The sequence below is a fragment of the Paenibacillus sp. J22P51 genome, from assembly GCF_059692215.1.
This window is the reverse complement of the sequence record NZ_JCAUAZ010000010.1, coordinates 20,291-38,653: the sequence shown is the minus strand read 5'-3', so window position 1 is coordinate 38,653 and position 18,363 is coordinate 20,291. Positions and strand designations below refer to the sequence as shown.

General features: G+C 44.2%; 17 protein-coding genes. 7 read left to right on the top strand and 10 right to left on the bottom strand.

The features are described 5' to 3' along the window. The first annotated feature begins 79 nt into the window (after positions 1 to 79). Both AC58QC_RS20445 and AC58QC_RS20440 read left to right on the top strand, forming a co-directional pair. Positions 80 to 826, top strand: a complete 747-nt coding sequence (locus AC58QC_RS20445) for an ABC transporter ATP-binding protein (RefSeq protein ID WP_497416920.1) — start codon at positions 80 to 82, stop codon at positions 824 to 826. Beyond that, positions 823 to 2,799, top strand: a complete 1,977-nt coding sequence (locus tag AC58QC_RS20440) for an ABC transporter permease (RefSeq protein ID WP_497416919.1) — start codon at positions 823 to 825, stop codon at positions 2,797 to 2,799. Before AC58QC_RS20445 ends, AC58QC_RS20440 begins: the two co-directional genes overlap by 4 nt. On the opposite strand, the gene AC58QC_RS20435 is transcribed toward AC58QC_RS20440, so the two are convergent. The 4 genes from AC58QC_RS20435 to AC58QC_RS20420 form a co-directional block, all read right to left on the bottom strand. Next, the gene (locus AC58QC_RS20435) at positions 2,800 to 3,792 is read right to left on the bottom strand and encodes a sensor histidine kinase (protein ID WP_497416918.1); all 993 of its coding nucleotides are present in this window, start codon (positions 3,790 to 3,792) and stop codon (positions 2,800 to 2,802) included. Beyond that, positions 3,789 to 4,463 (bottom strand): response regulator transcription factor, encoded by a 675-nt coding sequence (locus AC58QC_RS20430; protein ID WP_497416917.1) that lies wholly within the window; start codon positions 4,461 to 4,463, stop codon positions 3,789 to 3,791. The genes AC58QC_RS20435 and AC58QC_RS20430 overlap by 4 nt, the downstream gene beginning before the upstream one ends. Before the next feature lie 110 nt (positions 4,464 to 4,573). Continuing rightward, positions 4,574 to 5,050 carry a GNAT family N-acetyltransferase gene (locus AC58QC_RS20425; RefSeq protein ID WP_497416916.1) on the bottom strand — a complete coding sequence of 159 codons (477 nt, stop codon included), beginning with the start codon at positions 5,048 to 5,050 and terminating at the stop codon, positions 4,574 to 4,576. Then, the gene (locus AC58QC_RS20420) at positions 5,043 to 5,480 is read right to left on the bottom strand and encodes a GNAT family N-acetyltransferase (RefSeq protein ID WP_497416915.1); all 438 of its coding nucleotides are present in this window, start codon (positions 5,478 to 5,480) and stop codon (positions 5,043 to 5,045) included. Before AC58QC_RS20420 ends, AC58QC_RS20425 begins: the two co-directional genes overlap by 8 nt. A gap of 159 nt (positions 5,481 to 5,639) precedes the next feature. Here AC58QC_RS20420 and AC58QC_RS20415 point away from each other — a divergent pair, with 159 nt between their 5' ends. Next, on the top strand, positions 5,640 to 6,512 hold the full coding sequence (locus AC58QC_RS20415) for an AraC family transcriptional regulator (protein WP_497416914.1): 873 nt from the start codon (positions 5,640 to 5,642) through the stop codon (positions 6,510 to 6,512). A gap of 60 nt (positions 6,513 to 6,572) precedes the next feature. On the opposite strand, the gene AC58QC_RS20410 is transcribed toward AC58QC_RS20415, so the two are convergent. Beyond that, positions 6,573 to 7,706, bottom strand: coding sequence for a serine hydrolase domain-containing protein (locus AC58QC_RS20410; protein ID WP_497416913.1), 1,134 nt, complete (start codon positions 7,704 to 7,706; stop codon positions 6,573 to 6,575). 202 nt (positions 7,707 to 7,908) lie between these two features. Between AC58QC_RS20410 and AC58QC_RS20405 the strand changes: the two genes are divergently transcribed. Together AC58QC_RS20405 and AC58QC_RS20400 are read left to right on the top strand one after the other, a co-directional pair. Further along, positions 7,909 to 8,493, top strand: coding sequence for a P-loop nucleotide/nucleoside kinase family protein (locus AC58QC_RS20405; RefSeq protein ID WP_497416912.1), 585 nt, complete (start codon positions 7,909 to 7,911; stop codon positions 8,491 to 8,493). Positions 8,494 to 8,730: 237 nt separating this feature from the next. Beyond that, positions 8,731 to 10,356, top strand: coding sequence for a DUF2339 domain-containing protein (locus tag AC58QC_RS20400; RefSeq protein WP_497416911.1), 1,626 nt, complete (start codon positions 8,731 to 8,733; stop codon positions 10,354 to 10,356). 32 nt (positions 10,357 to 10,388) lie between these two features. Here the strand turns inward: AC58QC_RS20400 and AC58QC_RS20395 are convergent, their stop codons facing one another. Next, on the bottom strand, positions 10,389 to 11,480 hold the full coding sequence (locus AC58QC_RS20395) for an acyltransferase domain-containing protein (protein ID WP_497416910.1): 1,092 nt from the start codon (positions 11,478 to 11,480) through the stop codon (positions 10,389 to 10,391). A 264-nt stretch (positions 11,481 to 11,744) separates the two neighbouring features. On the opposite strand from AC58QC_RS20395, the gene AC58QC_RS20390 reads away from it, so the two are divergent. Both AC58QC_RS20390 and AC58QC_RS20385 read left to right on the top strand, forming a co-directional pair. Next, positions 11,745 to 12,416 carry a putative endonuclease domain-containing protein gene (locus AC58QC_RS20390; RefSeq protein ID WP_497416909.1) on the top strand — a complete coding sequence of 224 codons (672 nt, stop codon included), beginning with the start codon at positions 11,745 to 11,747 and terminating at the stop codon, positions 12,414 to 12,416. A 415-nt stretch (positions 12,417 to 12,831) separates the two neighbouring features. Continuing rightward, entirely contained in the window at positions 12,832 to 13,740 is a 909-nt protein-coding gene (locus AC58QC_RS20385) for an ArsR/SmtB family transcription factor (protein ID WP_497416908.1), read from the top strand. A 110-nt stretch (positions 13,741 to 13,850) separates the two neighbouring features. On the opposite strand, the gene AC58QC_RS20380 is transcribed toward AC58QC_RS20385, so the two are convergent. The 4 genes from AC58QC_RS20380 to AC58QC_RS20365 all read right to left on the bottom strand — a co-directional run bounded on the left by AC58QC_RS20380 (position 13,851) and on the right by AC58QC_RS20365 (position 18,309). After that, on the bottom strand, positions 13,851 to 15,032 hold the full coding sequence (locus tag AC58QC_RS20380) for an MGDG synthase family glycosyltransferase (protein WP_497416907.1): 1,182 nt from the start codon (positions 15,030 to 15,032) through the stop codon (positions 13,851 to 13,853). Next, positions 15,029 to 15,703 carry a phosphatase PAP2 family protein gene (locus tag AC58QC_RS20375; RefSeq protein WP_497416906.1) on the bottom strand — a complete coding sequence of 225 codons (675 nt, stop codon included), beginning with the start codon at positions 15,701 to 15,703 and terminating at the stop codon, positions 15,029 to 15,031. Before AC58QC_RS20375 ends, AC58QC_RS20380 begins: the two co-directional genes overlap by 4 nt. A 961-nt stretch (positions 15,704 to 16,664) precedes the next feature. Continuing rightward, positions 16,665 to 17,426 carry a hypothetical protein gene (locus AC58QC_RS20370; protein ID WP_497416905.1) on the bottom strand — a complete coding sequence of 254 codons (762 nt, stop codon included), beginning with the start codon at positions 17,424 to 17,426 and terminating at the stop codon, positions 16,665 to 16,667. A gap of 28 nt (positions 17,427 to 17,454) precedes the next feature. Beyond that, entirely contained in the window at positions 17,455 to 18,309 is an 855-nt protein-coding gene (locus AC58QC_RS20365; RefSeq protein WP_497416904.1) for a hypothetical protein, read from the bottom strand. Positions 18,310 to 18,363: the final 54 nt, after the last annotated feature.

Sequence of the window (18,363 nt, the reverse complement as noted above, 5' to 3'; positions counted from 1 at the left end):
GTCACTTTAGACGTTGTTATATCGATGGTTGGCACTCACTTTAATCGGTATAGTAAGGAGGTGAAGGGGTGGCGAAACGATGACTACTATTATTCAAACCAAGAACTTATCGAAATCTTACGGAAAAACACAAGTCTTAAAAAATATTGATTTGACCATCGAACAAGGGGAATTCACCGCGATTATGGGGCCGTCCGGCTCAGGTAAAACGACATTAATGAATATGCTCTCCACGATTGACGCCTTTACTGGTGGTGAAGTTTGGATCGAGGGGAAATCGCTGTTAGATTTGAAAAAGAAAGACCTCAGACAATTCCGCCAAAAACGAATGGGATTCCTTTTTCAAGATTACAACTTACTGGATACGTTAACGGTGAAAGAAAATATTCTGTTGCCGCTCTCGTTGCAAAAAACACCTGTCGCGGAGATGGAGCAGCGATTAGCAAAAATAATTGAAGCGTTAAATATTGAATCGATCTTACCTCAGTATCCGTCTGAAATTTCCGGCGGCCAAAAGCAGCGTACGGCTGCAGCGCGGGCGATCATTACCAATCCTGCGATTGTGTTTGCCGATGAGCCTACGGGTGCGCTTGATTCCCGATCTGCTACCCAGCTGCTGGAACAAATTCAATCGCTCAATCAAACCTTTATGACAACAGTTCTGATGATTACCCACGATCCGTATGCAGCTAGCTACTGTCGGCGCGTCATTTTTCTTCGTGATGGCAAAATCGTCAATGAGATGTTCAAAGGAGAACAATCGGAAAAAGAATTCTTCGACCGAATCCTGACGATTCAAAGTGCCATAGGGGGCGACCGGCGATGAGTTTGTTTCATTTATCATGGCGCAACATTAAACGTGATTTTCGGCTGTATGCCATCTATTTCATTTCCATGCTAATCGGGGTTATCATTCACTTTACGTTCTCATCCTTAATGTTTAACGACGATATTCTAGCAGCCATTAACCATAAACAAAATTTTCAACTTGGCGCGTCCATTGCATCTGTTGTCGTATTTCTGTTCATTATTTTCTTTATCCTTTATGCCAACTCGTTTTTTATGAAACAGCGCAAAAAAGAATTTGGGATGTATTTGCTTTACGGCATGAGTGAAGGGCAAATTACCTTGATGGTCTTTCTAGAGACTTTATTTCTGAGCGCAATTTCACTTGTCAGCGGGATTTTGATCGGGGGATTGCTGTCCAAATTCTTTGGTATGCTGCTTATGAATCTGATGCAATACGATGAGGTCATTTCCTTTGCCTTCCCCATCGAGGCCGTAGGATCGATCATTCTTTTATTTGTCGTACTCATTGGCATTATTAGTGTGCAAAGCTACGTAAGTGTACGTCGGGTCCAATTGGTGGAATTATTTCATGCCAAAGCAAAAATGGAGAAGCCGCTCAAGTTTTCCGCATGGCTTGCCATATTATCCATCCTGTTGTTAGGAACAGCCTTCTTTCTCATTACTCGGAAGGGAGATTCGGTTTTCTGGAAGGATTACACCTTGGCGAGCATGATAGCCGTAACAGTCGGATTGATCGGGGGGACGTATTTATTTTTCCGTCAATTTTTCGGTTGGGTACTGGAGAAGATCAGCCGCGGGAAAAAATATGTTGAAGGCAATAAGATGCTATGGATTTCCTCGCTGCGTTTTTCAATTCGTGGAAACACCTTGAATCTTACCTTCATTTCATTATTCAGTGCACTACTCATTTTCTTGGTTGGATTCGTCTCGATTAACTATACAGCTCATTTTTACTCGGCGGAGAGAGAATTCCCGAACCACCTTGCGTTTACGTCGCAGAATGAACAAACCCAGAAGCAAATTGAACAAATCATCGAGGAAGCTCATCCTATCATCCATCATGCACGGATCGAGGGGCTGTCTGCAATACCGGTTACAGACAGGGGAATCGCCTATAATAGCAGATATTTTGATAATTTCACAGAACAATTCCTTCTGTTCTCTGAGTCACAATTTAATGACGTCGTCAGGCTCCGTGGTGATAACAGCCAAGTGAATTTGCAAGATCAAGAAGCGGTTGTCCTTTCACAAGGAGTACCTAATCCGAGCAAGTTTACCGAAGGCAACCAGCCCAAATTCACTCTAAAACTCAAGGATGAATCGACATTTAATCTCGTTGAAATAAAAGACTATGCGCTGCTAAGCAAGGCTACCGACGCAGACAGCGATGTAGGCAAGAAACCTGCGATACTGATTATTTCTGATGAAGCCTTCGCCAAGCTGAAGCCAGGGGAAGTCCTTGCCTCGTTCGACATCTATGAAATCAAAGATGCCAGAAATTCGATTGCTTTATCCGATAAAATTTATGCCCTTGTTTCAAAAACGCCTGGATCCTACTACGCAGCGTTTGTCGTGATGTATTCGATTGATATTGAAAGTTCATCCTTGCTGCTATTTTCAATTGCATTCCTTGCGGTTATCGCCTTATTCGCTTTAGGAAGCATCATCTATTTCAAGCAATTGCGAGAGGCGACTGAAGAACAAAGGCAATATGCCATTTTACGAAAAATGGGCGTCGATGACAGTGAAATAAAAGGGATCATTCGCAAACAGCTGCTATTTGTGTTCTTGCCTCCGGTACTCCTCGGTATGCTGCACAGTTGGTTTCTTTTAGTTTATCCCAGCATGGAGGAAGTAAAAGATATGCCGCAAATCACTTCGATTATTGCAGCGGTCTTGATCCTGTATTTTGCCATCTATACGTTGTTTTATTTATCCTCTACGAGTATTTACTACAAAATTGTCACACCAAAGAACGCAATGAGCTAATCATTGCGTTCTTTGCTGCACAAATAAGTAGGGATCATTATCCTTCGGAAAATGAACGATAAATTGGGTATATACGCCGACCTCCGACGTGCAGTCAATATAATGACCGAGCTTGTTCGATAATTGCTGAGCCAAATATAAACCCATTCCGGTCGACTTTGGATGCGATCGTCCTGTTTCCCCCGTAAACCCGCGATTGAAGATACGCGGAAGATCTTTTTTGCTAATGCCAATCCCGCTGTCCCGAATCAGCAGCTGTCTTTCTTGCGGCGTTTCGAATACGGAAATCGTAATCTCGCCGCCGTGTTCTGTATATTTCAAACTATTCGTCACAAGCTGATTGACGATAAACTGCAGCCATTTAGGATCACTTTGAACCACAAATGTTTCTGCTTGTAGACCAATGCGAATTTTTTTGGAGAAAAAGGTTTTCGAATGTGACTTCACGATCTCTTTCGAGATCTGGATTACATCACAATTTTGAATCGCGTAATCCTGGTTAAAACTATCAAGCTTGGCGTAATAGAGCGCTTGATCGACGTAATTCTCGATCTTTGCGATCTCTTCCCTTAAACTATTAGCGTCCATATCGGTTTGCTGCAATAAACGAAGTACCGCAATTGGTGTTTTGATCTCATGGAACCAGGAAACGATAAAATCATAATGCTCATGCTGCCTGTCCTGAACCTGATTCATTTCATGAATATGCTGCTTTCTCAGCTCCTCGATATACTGCTGGGCGAACTCGCCTTCCAACGACAAACTGTCATAATCCTCACTTTTCATTTGTCGGATCACACGTACGTGCTGTTGGTAGCGAATTAATAAAAATCCCAGTAACACAATCGAGGACAAGGCGAAGGCATAGAAGAAGGTCCCCCATGCCCAGTCACCATGGCTATCGGTAAAAAATACAGCAGCCGGGATTAGGAAGCCTGCCAGGTACAGATACAAATAAGACTTTTCATAGGCGAGATATCGCAGGAAAGTCATTCGATCATATACCCCATTCCTTTCCGGGTGACGATGTACTCCTCCAGTCCAAGCGCCGCGATTTTCCTTCGCATCCGGTTCACGTTCACGGTCAGTGTGTTATCATCGACGAACTGCTCTTCATTCCATAAGACCTGCATCATGTCCTCGCGCGAAACAATTTTCCCGATATTACGCATGATCAATTGTAAAAGGATGAATTCGTTCCGGCTCAACTCCGTACTTTGTCCTTTATATTCAATGGTGGAATTGGACACATGTAATTTCAAGCCCCGATGGACGAATCGCAGGCTCTCATCTTCCTGATAGGTATATTTCCGGCGGATCAGCGCACTGATTTTCGCGACAAGGATATCCAAATCAAATGGCTTCTGGATAAAATCATCCCCGCCCATATTAATCGCCATAATGATATCCATATTCTGATTTCTGGATGACAAGAAGATAATCGGCACCTTGGAAACCGCGCGTATTTGCTGACACCAATAGTATCCATCAAGTACCGGAAGATTAATATCTAATAAGACGAGTTGCGGCTCTGTCTGCTGAAACCCCTTGAGAACCTGGTCAAATTGAGTGACTTCCACCACATCATATTGCCACTTTCTCAACGTATCCGCGACAATCCGTCTAATTTTTTCATCGTCCTCAACCATCATGATTCTATACATGAAATCCCTCATCATTCTAAAATGCGATCTACCTTATTTTAGCATAAACTTTCACGACTTATTTGAATCAAGGGAGATCAACATAAGAAGAATATTTCATGTCATTAACCTTATAACTTTTTGCGCATGACATACCAACTATCTGTCCGCTCCGGATAAAATTTGTGCTCGATGACTTCGTAATGCAACCGCTCGTACAGCTTAATATTTTCTGGAATGGATAGCCGTACCTCGACTCGAGATTCCATAATTCCCTGATCTCGCGCTTTATTTTCCACAAAAGTTAATAAAGCTTTGCCGATGCCCTTCCCCCGAAACTCAGGGAGTACCGACACCCTGCCAATATACATATAATCGGCGACCGGTTTATACCTGGCAGACCCCACCACTTTATCACCATCGCATGCTAGCGCTGCTCCACCACCGATTGTAAACGTATGGATCGTATGATCCACCGTTTCCTTAAGTGCACCCGAGGGTGGATTGAGCTTGCCGTTGTATTCTTTGAAGGATTCTATCATGACTTGGAAAATAAGTTCGGATTCATCGATGGTTGCTTCTCTGATGGTAGTGGTCGTTTTACTCATGCCGCGTCATGTTTCTTACATAATCAGGCCGCCTCCGCATAAATCGTTCCGGATCCGGTTCAAAATCATACTGCTTATACAGGTCATGCGCATCCATTGTTCCTAACAACCCTGTGAGATCTTTATATTCATCGGAAGTGGTCAAGCTTTCAACTAGCTTCTTACCGATCCCCATTCCCCTATAGTCTTCATCAATAAATACATCGCATAAATAATACATCGTCGCGTTGTCAGTTATGACTCTAGCAAAGCCAACTTGTTTGCGGCCCTCATACACACCATAGCATGCAGAGTTCTCGATCGAACGCAGAGTCCTTTCTTCCGGTCGTTTATTCGCCCAATAGCTTCGTGAAAGGAAACCTTTGATTACGTCTAGATCAAGTAGTTCTTTATTATCGCTAATGACAAATTGGTTCCAAGTAATCTCCATCGGGCTCTACTCCTCTACTTCATAGGGTTAATTAATTTCCATCTATGATATACCAGTATTCCCCTTTCGTCACCTAGGAAAGTCCTACATACTTGTGCACGAAATGTCGGGCGTCTCCTTTCCATGCCTGTTATTCTATAGATATAGGAGGTCAGAACGATGGATTTGCTTAAAAACATGAACGGTGCGCTCAAGTACATTGAAGAAAACCTGACGAACACGATTGACACGAAAGAGGTAGCGCGGCGGGCTTTATGCTCGGAATATCATTTTAAAAGAATGTTTTCCTTCATCGCAGGCATTCCGCTATCAGAATACATTCGCCGCAGGCGGCTAAGCCTTGCCGCTTTTGAGTTGCGAGACAGCAACGTCAAGGTCATTGATATTGCGATCAAATATGGGTATAACTCGCCCGATTCATTTACGCGGTCTTTTCACAATTTACATGGAGTTACACCGTCAGAGGCCAGAAATAATGGGCAATCCTTGAAAGCCTATCCGCCAATGACCTTCCAAATCACCATTCAAGGGGGAAATGAAATGAATTATCGTATAGAGGAAAAAGAAGCGTTTCATATTGTCGGTATTCACAAACGAGTGCCAATTATCTTTAACGGCGTTAATCCTGAAATTGCCGCGATGTGGCAAAGCTTAAATATGGACTTGATTACCACCCTTAAGCAGCTTTCAAATGTCGAGCCCATGGGACTGCTTAGTGCCTCCACCAACTTCTCAGAAGGCCGTATGGAGGAAAAAGGAGAGCTTGATCACTATATTGGTGTCGCCACAACGAACCAATGTCCAGAACAGCTAACACAGCTCGACGTGCCTGCTTCAACGTGGGCGGTTTTCGAAGCCATCGGCCCTTTCCCTGAAACGCTGCAAAATGTTTGGGGGCGCATCTACTCCGAGTGGTTCCCCTCCTCGGGCTATGAACAAGTCGCAGGTCCGGAAATGCTGTGGAATGCGGATAAGGATACGACTTCGCCTACGTTTAGAAGTGAAATTTGGATACCGGTATTGCGGAAGTAACAGACGCAAAAAACCATCAGCAAGCGTAACTGACGCTAATACTGATGGTTTTTTTCTCATTTAGCAAAGTGGTGTTGCTCTAAATAATTGAATCGCTTGCTTCAATTGCATGTAAGCATTCGGATTCTCAGCAACCATTTTGTCCGATCGAATAGCCTGCACAACATGGTTTAACAGACTTTCTGGCAAATCGACATCATCCGAGTTAGCTGTTAGCGCAACAATCAGATTCAAGTCCGGTATGACGAATACACGTCTACCGCCTGCACCAGACGCATAGAAAACATCCATTTGTTTCTTACTTCCTCTTACCATGCCTTTGGCAAGTGATTTGGACCACCAACAAAAGCCGTAGTTGCCTTGTGTTCCGTTGCTATAATTCAAGACAACCCGCTTCGCCAATGATGTGCGAATCCATGACTGGGGAATAATCTGCTTCCCCTCCCATTGTCCTTCTTTGAGATAAAGCAAGCCTAGTTTCGCCATATCCTCCAGTGTTAGAGCTAATGCCCACGCACCAATGGTAATGCCTTGGTGATCATAGTTCCAGTTCACATTCGTTATACCAAGCGGTTCGAATAACCTGGACTTCGCATAATCGAACATAGACATGCCAGTAACCTTCTCAAGTATGGCCGAGAGCAAATGCGCGTCGCCGTTGCTATAATTAAACACGGCACCAGGTTCATGCTGTGCTGGACGGTTTAATATATAACTAACCCAATCCGCTGCATGCATCATCTCAGTAGATGATTGTTCCTGATAATTATCCCATGAAAGACCTGAAGTCATACTAAGCAGATGCTTTATTCGGATCTTGGATTTTAAAGGATCCTTCTCTATCTCTGGGAAAAATGCTGCCAAACGCTGTTCCGGACTCTTTAGCTTACCTTCCGCTAAAGCAATACCGATTAATGCGGATGTCACGCTTTTGGTCACAGATTTCATATCTTGCGGAATTCCCGCCTGAATACCTTCTTTATAGGCATCCGCCACCCATATACCATTACGGATAATCGCTATACTGTGAACGCCTTGCATATGGAAAACTTCAAAAGTCTTAGCTAACGTAGCTGAGTATATACCTTGTGCCTCGGGCGTTGATGTTGGCCAGCCATGCGTCGGCCATTGAGCCAATGTTTCGGACGCTGCTCCATTTCCACTTCGAAGTGGTCTAGTCACATTTGTTAACACATGATCGATCCTTCCAGTATGGTTTTCCCCTTTTTTATCTGTAATATTTTGTAATATACCGAAAAAGTGTGAAGCAAATGTGGTGGGAATCTTAAAGAAACCTTAAGTTAGCTGAAAGTTTCCTGAAAATCAGAGTTGTAAACGCTCTTATGTTACAATCTTATGAACGTCATATTTAGTCATTAAATTGGAGGTACCACTATTGCGCAAATTAATCTTTTTTATCGGCCCTGCAGGTGCAGGCAAAACAACCCTAGCGAAGGCTTGGGTGCGCCGACATGGCGGGGCTTTCTTGGATATGGACACTTTGCTGCGTCCGGCCGCAGAAGCGATCATGACCCTGGCCGGGCAAGATCCGAGCGATCGGGATTCACCTTTTTACAAGGCACATTGCCGCGATTTGGGGTATCGTATCACGATGGACGCGGCGCTTGAGCAGCTCGCACTTGATCAAGATGCCATTGTAGTCGGGCCATTTACCAAGGAGCAGGGGGATCCGCTGTGGCTGGAAGGGGAGTTAGTTCGAATTGGCGCTACGATACATAATGTTAGCGTTAGGGTGATTTATGTGTATTTACCGAGTGAGGAAGCTTATAAAGAACGTATTCGTGTGAGAGGTTCGGTTTTGGATGTTTGGAAGCTGGAGAATTGGCAGCAATTTCGTTCCTCCCTGCAGCGCAGAGAAGTTACTTGGCGGATGGAATCATCGTCTCTCCAATATTGGGATAATTCGGAGCCGTTATCGGATGCAAGGGAAGCGGAGTTAGAGAGATTTATTCTAGCTTGATAGAGATTACATGAACACGAAACCTTTCACGCAAGAACCCAGCAAACTCATGTTTGCTGGGTTCTTTAGTCGATATGGGTATTGTCATTCAATAGAGCGGTTTGCCCGCGCATAGTTTTGGCATCATCATAAAGGTACTACAATAGGATAGTACTTAGTTTATCTACCATAAACTGTTATCCTGAATTTATAAAACATTTGATCGAAAATGTCACTGAACTAAGGAGAGGTTTGGTCTTGGACATTAATAATCGATTTGAGAACTTAGAAAAGAGAGTTATCGAGCTCGAAAAGGAAATCGCAAATTTAAAGCAAAGCAAACCAACAGAAAATAAAGTAAGTCATCCAAATCCCGTTCAGCAGATTACACATCCAAAACAAGAAGTTATTAAAGAAGAAACCGACTGGGAACACCTGATTGCAAGGGTATGGCTGCCGAGAGTTTTTATGTTTGTACTTCTTATCGGTATCGTATGGGGATTCAAAGCGGCGGTTGACAGCGGATTCTTAACAGAGCCCATGCGCTGTGCTATTGGTTATTTGGTCGGTGGGACCTTTGTCTTCTTCGGTTTCAAACAACAGAAGGCAAACCGGCCATTGCTGTCCCAGGTTTTATTAGGCGGTTCAATCGGATTGTTCATGCTAACCACCTTTGCGTGTCATCAATTATATGAACTCATCCAAGCACCGGTTGCATTTGCCCTGAATGTGTTATGGGTGGGTTTGGGTTTATGGTTTTCACACAAATTAAAGTCACAATCATTAGCAATCATAGCCAGTGCAGCAGGCGTATTGACGCCATTCTTATTGAATAGTGACAATCCATCAACGGTATTTTTTGTAAGTTACGAGACGATATTGTTTGTAAGTTTTATGATGTATGCGGTAAAAAATAAATTTGTCGCTTTATTTTACAATTCGTTCGGTTTGCTGCAATTAGCACTGTTCCTTTATGTCATTAGTGTAAATGGAGATGAAAAAGTTGCAGCTATTGGCGTGTTAGCGCAACAATTCATTTTGCTTGCATCTATATTTATTAAAAGCCCTACGATGTATCACCAACTTAGAATGCTGATTCCAAGCTTCGCGTTTACAGCTATTTGGTTTAAAGTGGCTTACACGGACGCTCAATTCAATGTTTTGATGGTTTCTACTTTTATTGCGTATGCCTTGATTTCCTACTGGTTCAGCAGAAAAGCGCAAGAGAATTTACCATTTACAATAACATTAGCATCCTATGCCTTGTTATTCTACTCCGCTAACTACTTCAGCGCTGATGCTTTACCGGGTTTCCTGTTGGTTGAGGGAATGATTGCGTTGTTACTTGGTTTCGTAGTTAAGTCGTTCTTGCAAAAAATCAATGGAGTCATCATCTATGTACTGGCCTTCGCAACTGCATTAAATACAGTCACAGAAGGTATGAGCACAATTATTTCGGTTGGAATGTTAATATGGTTACTAGTACTAGGAACCCTGTCGTGTATGATCAAAATGGTTTCTCATTATGGGGTGGGCAGCACAACTAAGAACATTTTAGTCATTCTTAAATATGGACTTGGTGCATTGTTCTTGTATTTCATTACGGAAGTCACACGAACATTGGCACACGATTTAAGCACAAATATACAACATCTACTTGCTTCGACGGCGTGGGTCGTATATGCGATTGGTGTAATTGCCTACGGACTGAAGAAAGAAGTCAAACAAGTAAGACTTACTGGAATAGCCTTGTTATTCCTAACTTTATTGAAGGTCATCTACATGGACTTGCCAAATGTCTCACTGATCATCAAAGCCGTTTTATTTATCGGACTTGGTTTCATCGGCATTTTATTATCTCGCTTCTTCTACAAGAAGGGTTGAAGATGAAAGACGTGGAGACACGTCTATCATGATCATTTTTCGTCAATCAAAATAAAACCATTCATAACACATAGATCTTTATTACTCTTCAGATGGTTGTATACCGCTTGTTGCAGGCTGCTTTGTCTAGGCAGTTTCTCTAAATCAGGATTCGTGGTTCTGAACACAAAGAACAAGAATGACGAGTTTCTCACAACACCGCTTACGAGCTCAAACATGGAGCTGAATTTATTTATGTTGCTGTCAGCAGGCAGAATTTCCTTGAAATGCGGCGTAAGAAGCCAGGAGTCACAAATGAAAGCCTTATAGGTATAATTGTTGAAATACGTTTTGTAGAACTCCAAAGCCTGATCGTAGGATTCCCTGCATTTCTCCGCGTTTAGCGGCTCGTAACCAGGTATATGCACGTCCAAGACATTATCGTTTTCACCCAAAACAAGCTCGAAATCTTCCTTGGCAAGAGTCACATTTCTCTTCATCATGACCCCATTCTCAAGTACGCAATTCGAAATAATTGCCTTATCGGTTTCCAGCAATTCAGATGCGAAGCTGCTTCTTGTCAGATCCTTACTAGGGAGCGCGGTAGTAAACCCTTCATCATCAAACTGTACCTGATCAAGCGGGATAATGACCATTTCGCTGGTCACTTTATTTCTATAGACTCTCGCCTTCAAATAATTTTTCTTATAAATAAATTGCAGACGCCCTACTCTGAAAATTTCATTTTTAAAATGGATTTTCAACCAACGAAGTTCTTCAAATCCATCTTTCTGGTGTCTATCTTTATAGCCTCGAATCCATAAATTCACATCGCTAAACGTGAGTAGCAGAGTCTCCTTGGGCAACTTGTGTTGTTCATAAAACGTTAGAACGTCATCGAATTTCTCCAACAGCACAATGAGTGGGAAAAAGTTTGCGCCTTGCAAATGGTTTGCCACATTGGCTTTTACGTCTTCGGATAAATCATATTGGTTCTCTACAAAGATTTGATTACGTGCGATTTCCAATTGCTCTTTCAAAAATTCTGAGCGTTGAATCTCATCAAAACATTGTAGAATTAAATTCAAGTTATACTCATCAATTTGCAAATATTCGTTGATTTTTTCGATATATGTTCGATCCATACGTGATTCCTCCTAATGACTCCTCGAGCTAACTCTTTTTGTTGCTTTTGTGTGATACAGTATGCATAGTATACCATAGTTTTCTGACTCGATTAATTAGCGAAATCACATCGCCGCGCATTGTTACCTGAATTTGAATTCGGATAATAATAGGGTATATCTCCTCCATTGTTGTACACTATTTGCTAGACGAAGAACGTCCTTTTGCCAATTTGGCAGGGGGCGTTTTTTGTTGTTTTTGCAAAAGGAGGCGACCACTGCAATATGTCATTTGAAGATGCTCATAAAGCGTTTTTGGATGATCACCTGACTCGTCGACACGGAGAACGTAAAGGGCGATTGCTCCGTGGGCACAACTATGCTGAGAAGCTGTTCCTCCAGCAAGTATGGTGGTCTTTATTCGAAAGCTTCGACAACCTGCATCCCGAGTATGAGATTTACGATTGGAATCGAAAATCCCAATTCCTTGACTTCGCTTACCTCACACCGTCGGGGCGTTTCGGGATAGAATGTGACGGGTTCCAGAGTCATATCAAAGAGATGGATCGCGAAAAGTTTAACTATTCGTTGAACCGCGATACCTTCCTCACTGGGATGGGTTGGAGAATGGTTCATTTCTCCTTCGACGATATCCAGAACCGACCCGAAGTGTGCCAAATGCTGCTGAAACTAGTGATCGGCCCCCATCTCATTCGCAGCCATACTTCTGCAACGAAGCTGACTTCGGAAGAAAAAGAAGTACTTCGGCTAGCGATCAACCTCAGCAGACCAATCCGCCCGAAGGATGTCATTAATTGTTTCGAGGTTAACTTTCGCACAGCGCGTAACTGGCTAAGTAGCCTTGTTACGAAAGGCGTTCTTCAGAAGAAATCAGGTGATGGTGCCTATACGCGATATTATGAGCTGAGTGATGGCGCTTGGCAGCGATTGTTGTGAAGAGGATCGGCCGACGCTCGTTAGGGATGGTAGTTACTCCGTTGCTGGGTGGCTGCCATTCCGCTACCGGGTGTTAATCCCCTCTTCCCGAGTGAGCAAGCTGTACTTTGTACAACATTATTGCACGTAATAAACGCTCTAGAGCTTCTATGTTGCATTTTGTGCAACAATATTGGCGGATTTGGTCTCGTTTCAGGTAATTGGCTTAGTTATGTTGTATGAAATACAACATTGGGGGTTATTTGTGCCTAAAATCACTTCCGATGTTGCACTTCATACAACATCGGGGGTTAATTACCTGGGGAACCAAGGGCTTCCTTACAGATTTCCTCCAAAACCCTCACAATCAGGTTGTTTAAATAACCTACAGGTTATACAATAAAGAAAACTATGCCTGCAAAGTCGAGGTCCCCCTATGCAAATTGAGGTTTCATCCAAAAATATGTCCTTCCTGGAATGCTTCTCCTCGGAGACTCGCGTGAAGATGATTGAGCTTTTGAGCGAAGCGCCATTAAATATCAAACAGCTGTCCCAGCGGCTGGAGATTTCGTCGGCGATCGTGACGAAGCATATCCAGAAGCTGGAGCAAGCTGGCATCGTGCGTTCGGAGAGTGTGACTGGCGTGCGCGGCACGCAAAAGATCTGCTACCTGCAGCTTGAACAAGCCACCCTTCAGTTTAAGTCTAAGAAGCCATATGAGCATCCGACAACGACGGTTGCGATTCCTATCGGCCAATACTCCGCCTTCGACGTGAACCCGACGTGTGGCTTGGCTTCACCGACGCAGCTCATTGGGGTGCTGGATGATCCGCGGTATTTTGCGGATCCGCAGCATGTACAAGCTGGCATTCTCTGGTTCGGCAGCGGCTATGTTGAGTACCGCATCCCGAATTTCTTCCATAGCAACCAGAAGCTCCGCACATTGGAAATTTCGTTTGAAATTTGCTCGGAAGCTCCTGGCTATAACGAGAATTGGCCTTCGGATATTTCCTTTTCTATTAACGACAAGCCGCTCGGTCAATGGACCTGCCCTGGTGATTTCGGCAAGCACAGAGGCGTGCACTCCCCCGATTGGTGGGGAAATTGCAACACGCAGCATGGTCTGCTGAAAATTATTACGGTGAATCCGCAGGGCTCTTTTCTAGATGGCACGCAAATATCAGCGACCACGATTCACGATCTGAACATCTTATTCTCTCAAGATATTCATTTCCGTATTGCATCCTTGGAATCCGCAGCGAATTGTGGCGGGGTAACGCTGTTTGGCAAACAATTCGGCAACTACTCACAGGATATCATCGTGACGATGCAGGAGGATAAGTAGCTACCCAAAGTAAACCTAAAAAAAGACCCTTTCTCCCCCGCCAAAATGAGGGAGGAAGAAGGGTCGCGTTTGTGTTAGGTCGAGCTATCTGGAAGCCTGAAACAACGATTCTAAACATTAGCATACGAAAATTGTACGCCATCTTGAACAGGAAGGTAATGATGCTCCGTTTCCAGAATCGCATCCAAGGTGCGAAGCACATCGGGCTGGCGATGACTCAGCTGTGCATTCTTTTTCAGCTGGAGCAGAACGGATTGGTTCGCGATGACCTCTAGGAGTTGGCTTTTCATCTCCGCTGCATTCTTCACTTCAACGGCTGCGCCAATGCCCACAAGATAAGCGGCGTTTGCCTGCTCTTGGCCAGGGATCGGCTTGTACAGCATCATGGGCAGCTCCAGCGCAAGCGCTTCGGAAACAGTGAGCCCGCCTGGCTTCGTCACGATCAGATCGGACAGCGCCATCAGCTCATGAACATGATCGACGAATCCAGTAACCATTACATGATGATGCGTATTCGAGCCACCAAGTTCCTCTTCCAAATGCTGCTTCAGCTTCTCATTGCGACCGCAGACGAATACAAATTGCACGGGCACCGCCAATTCATCCGATTGCAGTACGGATTTGAACGACTTCCCGATCAGGCCATGTCCCCCGCCCATCACAAGCACTGTTGGCATGTCACGGTGTAAGCCGTATTTATCTCGCAGCTCAGCACGATTGTACGTTTGTGTGAAAGGCATCCGAATCGGAATCCCCGTCACGACGATACGCTGCTCAGGAATAGCATACCGCAGGAGCGCCTGCTTCACATGCTCCGCCCCCACCAGATACTTATCCGTTCCCGGATGTATCCAGTAGCTGTGATCGGTGTAGTCGGTGATGACCGTCACGGTCGGCACGATTGTAAGGCCGTTACATTTTAGATAAGACATAGCTGCCGCAGCACCAGGGAACGTACATACGACTTCCGTGGGTGCTTCTTCTTCTATTAAATCTAGCATCCGGTCAGTGCTAAACGACTTCATTCTTTTGAACATATGGGATAACGCGGTATCATGTCTTGTCTTGTGGTATAGGAAGCCATACACCGAGGGCAAGCTTTTCACCCATTGCATATAGCAGTATTTGCCCAATCCATGCAGGTACGGATGCGTCCATGCTAAATAATCAACCACTTTCACTTCCATATCCGGCCTATACATACGCACCGCTTCAAGTATCGCTTGTGCTGCTTTATTGTGCCCATCGCCAAGACTGCCCGTCAGTATCAAAAGCTTCCCTTTTCGTCTCATTGCTTTAGTCCCCTTTCGAGCTTATCCTGCCGCGCACCAGCAGTTATCGATCCTGTTAACCAACCTTTTCTATATCTCTCCACTACATAGACGACTCCCTCAGCCACAAGCACTGCACCCACAATATCCATAAGCACATGCTGCTTAACGAACAATGTCGATACAATAATCAAAATGGACATACCCGCCGCTATAATTTTGTATCGTATCGCAATCGGTATCGATCGGAGATAGGCTCTCATCATCAGATAGGCTGTTAACACGTGTGTACTGGGAAAACAGTTAAACGGTTGATCCGAGCGATATACCCACTGGACCGTCCGCAGCAGCCAATCACTTCCTATAATGTCCGGTCGGGGCACGGTCGTCTGATATATAGCATAGACGCCATAACACAAAAGCAAACCTATGATAAATTCCACGAGTGTTTGAAGATAGTTCGAGCGATCTCGATACGCTAAGTAAAGGAATCCTACAGCAAGATAGCCGTACCAAGCTAAATACGGGACCACGAAGCCTTTGATAAAAGGAATCTGTCGATCGAGATCCGTCATTAAGCTATATGCCGTTCCATTATCTTGATTTAAATGTATATAAATGAGCCCTACTAATGGGATCAAAAGTAGTCCGCTGCAAGCCAGCAAATAGGACATCCAAGCTTTTGTTCTCATGCCAAATCCTCGCTCTCCTCTACGTTACCTCTATCATAAAGGAGTTAGGCCATTTGCTGAACGCACCAAGGTACTGTCTTTCGTTAGCCAAAGGTCGTGAAAAAAACTAGACCAAAGGCGGAGTTGTCCACATCCTAAGCTGCATATGAAGATGATGCGACGTGTTTGGTATGGCAGCTTAGCTGGTTTTAGCAAAAGTGTTTCAAATATATTACGACAATGTTACAACATAATACAGCATACCAAATCGCACGAGGAAAAGCATCTCTTAAGCATTTTGGAGGGCTGACTCATTTCAGCGGTTTGCTTAGAAGGACTCCTTTCTCCACCTGTGGATAAGATCTTCTGTGGATATGTGTATAAGGATTGCGGAATCTTATGCACAGCTTGATTTGTGGACATGTTGATACTGTGGGTAACTTCGGGGATAAGTGGGTAAGATGGGGATTTCGACGACGAAAACCGTAGGTAAAAAGAGGGAGAAGAGGGTTGGTGGCGTTGGTGGAATGGATGGAGGAAATGTGGATGGAATGGTGGGGGCCAGGATTGTGAGGTAGATGGATGATGAGATAATTGAGTTGGATGGCGGGTGGATGGAGACGAGGATAATGAGGTAGATAGTATGTAGGTAGGTATGGGATAGTAGGATGGCGGATGGTCGAAATGAGGATGGAGAAATAGATAGCTCCTCCCCCCAGCAAACTAACTGGATTTCCTCCAGCTAATTTCACACGTTTTCAGCGAAATGAAGCAATAGATGGAAAATATCCAGTTAAATGAACCCATTTTCCGCCAAATGGCAAAGTAGCTTCAAATTAACTGTAGAAAATACATCTAAGTCAAGATTTTGGCCAGTTTCGGCGAAAATAGATGGAGAAAATCCATCTATTTTGTTGCCCTACTGGAGCCCGTATCCCCCAGCTATTAGCCTCATCGTCGCCCCCGCGGCCGCGAACTCTCTTTATTTTAAAAACTGATCCGTTGACCCCGTCGCAACAAAATCCTTCAACTTCAGAAGCTTCTTCTTCCCCGTGTTGCCTTTGACCGTGTGTGAGGTGGGCTGCTCGGCCTTCGGATCGTCTACGATTCGTTTGACGTAATCACCTGTGAGCAGGTTATAGTCTTCTTCGTCACCCGTCGTTTCTGTCATCGTACCTGCAAAGAAAGATCCAACCGTGGCACCGATCAGGTACCAGTCATCATTTTGAAATCTGAACCGGTAATTCCCGTACCATCTGTAGTTACTTCCCCCGTAAAAACTAACAACTATAGAGCCCCTATCGATAGAAATACTAGCTAGTGGATCGCCCCATATCCCGCCTTCGTCGGCTTTTAGAATCGCTTCATCTGCGATAATGGAGAGCTTATAGGTGTTATCGTTATTCCCAAAAGCAATGAGAAGTGCCCTCTCCGGTGCTTCGCCTTTCTTGGCCTCAATTTTTTCGATGACAACGGCGACGTCGGGGATACCGTCTTTATTCAAGTCACCTTCTACCTTGTCAGGTCCGCTCTGCCGAATAAGCTGCTGCCACCCCATAGGAATAAGGGACGTTAGATCCTTAACCTCATTAATTTTTGGGGTTGCAGTATCCTTTTTCACCACTATGGGAGCCGTTGCTAGTTCTGATATTGCAATCGGTTCAACCGCTGTAGGCTCAGTTCCTTGGCACGCAGACAATCCTACCAGTAAAGTTAATAGCACTAAATAGTACGAAAACTTCAAACGGATTCACTCCTTTCAACGCCTCATCTTATTGCGGAAATGTACGAAATCCCTTCACTAACCCGATGATAACTAAAAGGAGTCCTACTAAGGCTGTACCGAATGGGTACGCTATCGGGAAAATAAGGGATGGCCAGCCAAGCAGAATGTCACTATGATAGCCCAAGGCAGACGGTGAAGTTGTCGTTATATTGATCATGTTTACCCTCTGCGGAACCTCCGCCAGCTCATCAAATGTGAAGCGATCCTCTTGAACCTGCCCCTTCTGGTCCACATACAGTATGCGCCATGACAAATTTTGATTTGGTGTAAACGCAGTTCCGGATATTCGTTGAATGACCACGAACTTCTCGAGCCCTTTCTCCATGACTGTCAAAATGCCAAAGTATCCGTGGTACCGATTATCATCCAAGAAATTCGGCCTTACCAGAACTGGCCCCTCCACAGACCAATCCTTCTGATTAACCTTCACTTTTAAGTTGGCAGCCTCACGACTGGCTTCATTGAAAACACCTGATTGGAATTGATCTGCAATTTCAATGGTCTGACCTGCCCACTTATACGTTCTAGTGTAAGTAAGTGGATTCGAATTGGCTTGTTGATTCATGTTCACGTACTCTGCCATCGTATGAATGGCTTTTTTGTCATTGTCAGCAGAAATATAATTCTCAACTGAAATACGATCTACTGGAATGGGCGCACCTCTCCCCAGAATCTCCACTTTGCCTAACTCCATGAAATTCACATAAATATGATCAAATGTGAATTCACGGTCGACTCGGCTTCCGTAAACCATCTCTTGTCCCATCGAAAACAAGGGCATTGCCGAGAGCAGCAACAGCATTGCACCTATAAATAATGGGATTAGTTTGATAAGTTTCATGAGTTCGCCTCCTAAGCTTCCAAAAATCTTATCATTGCCCTTTCCCATATGTTA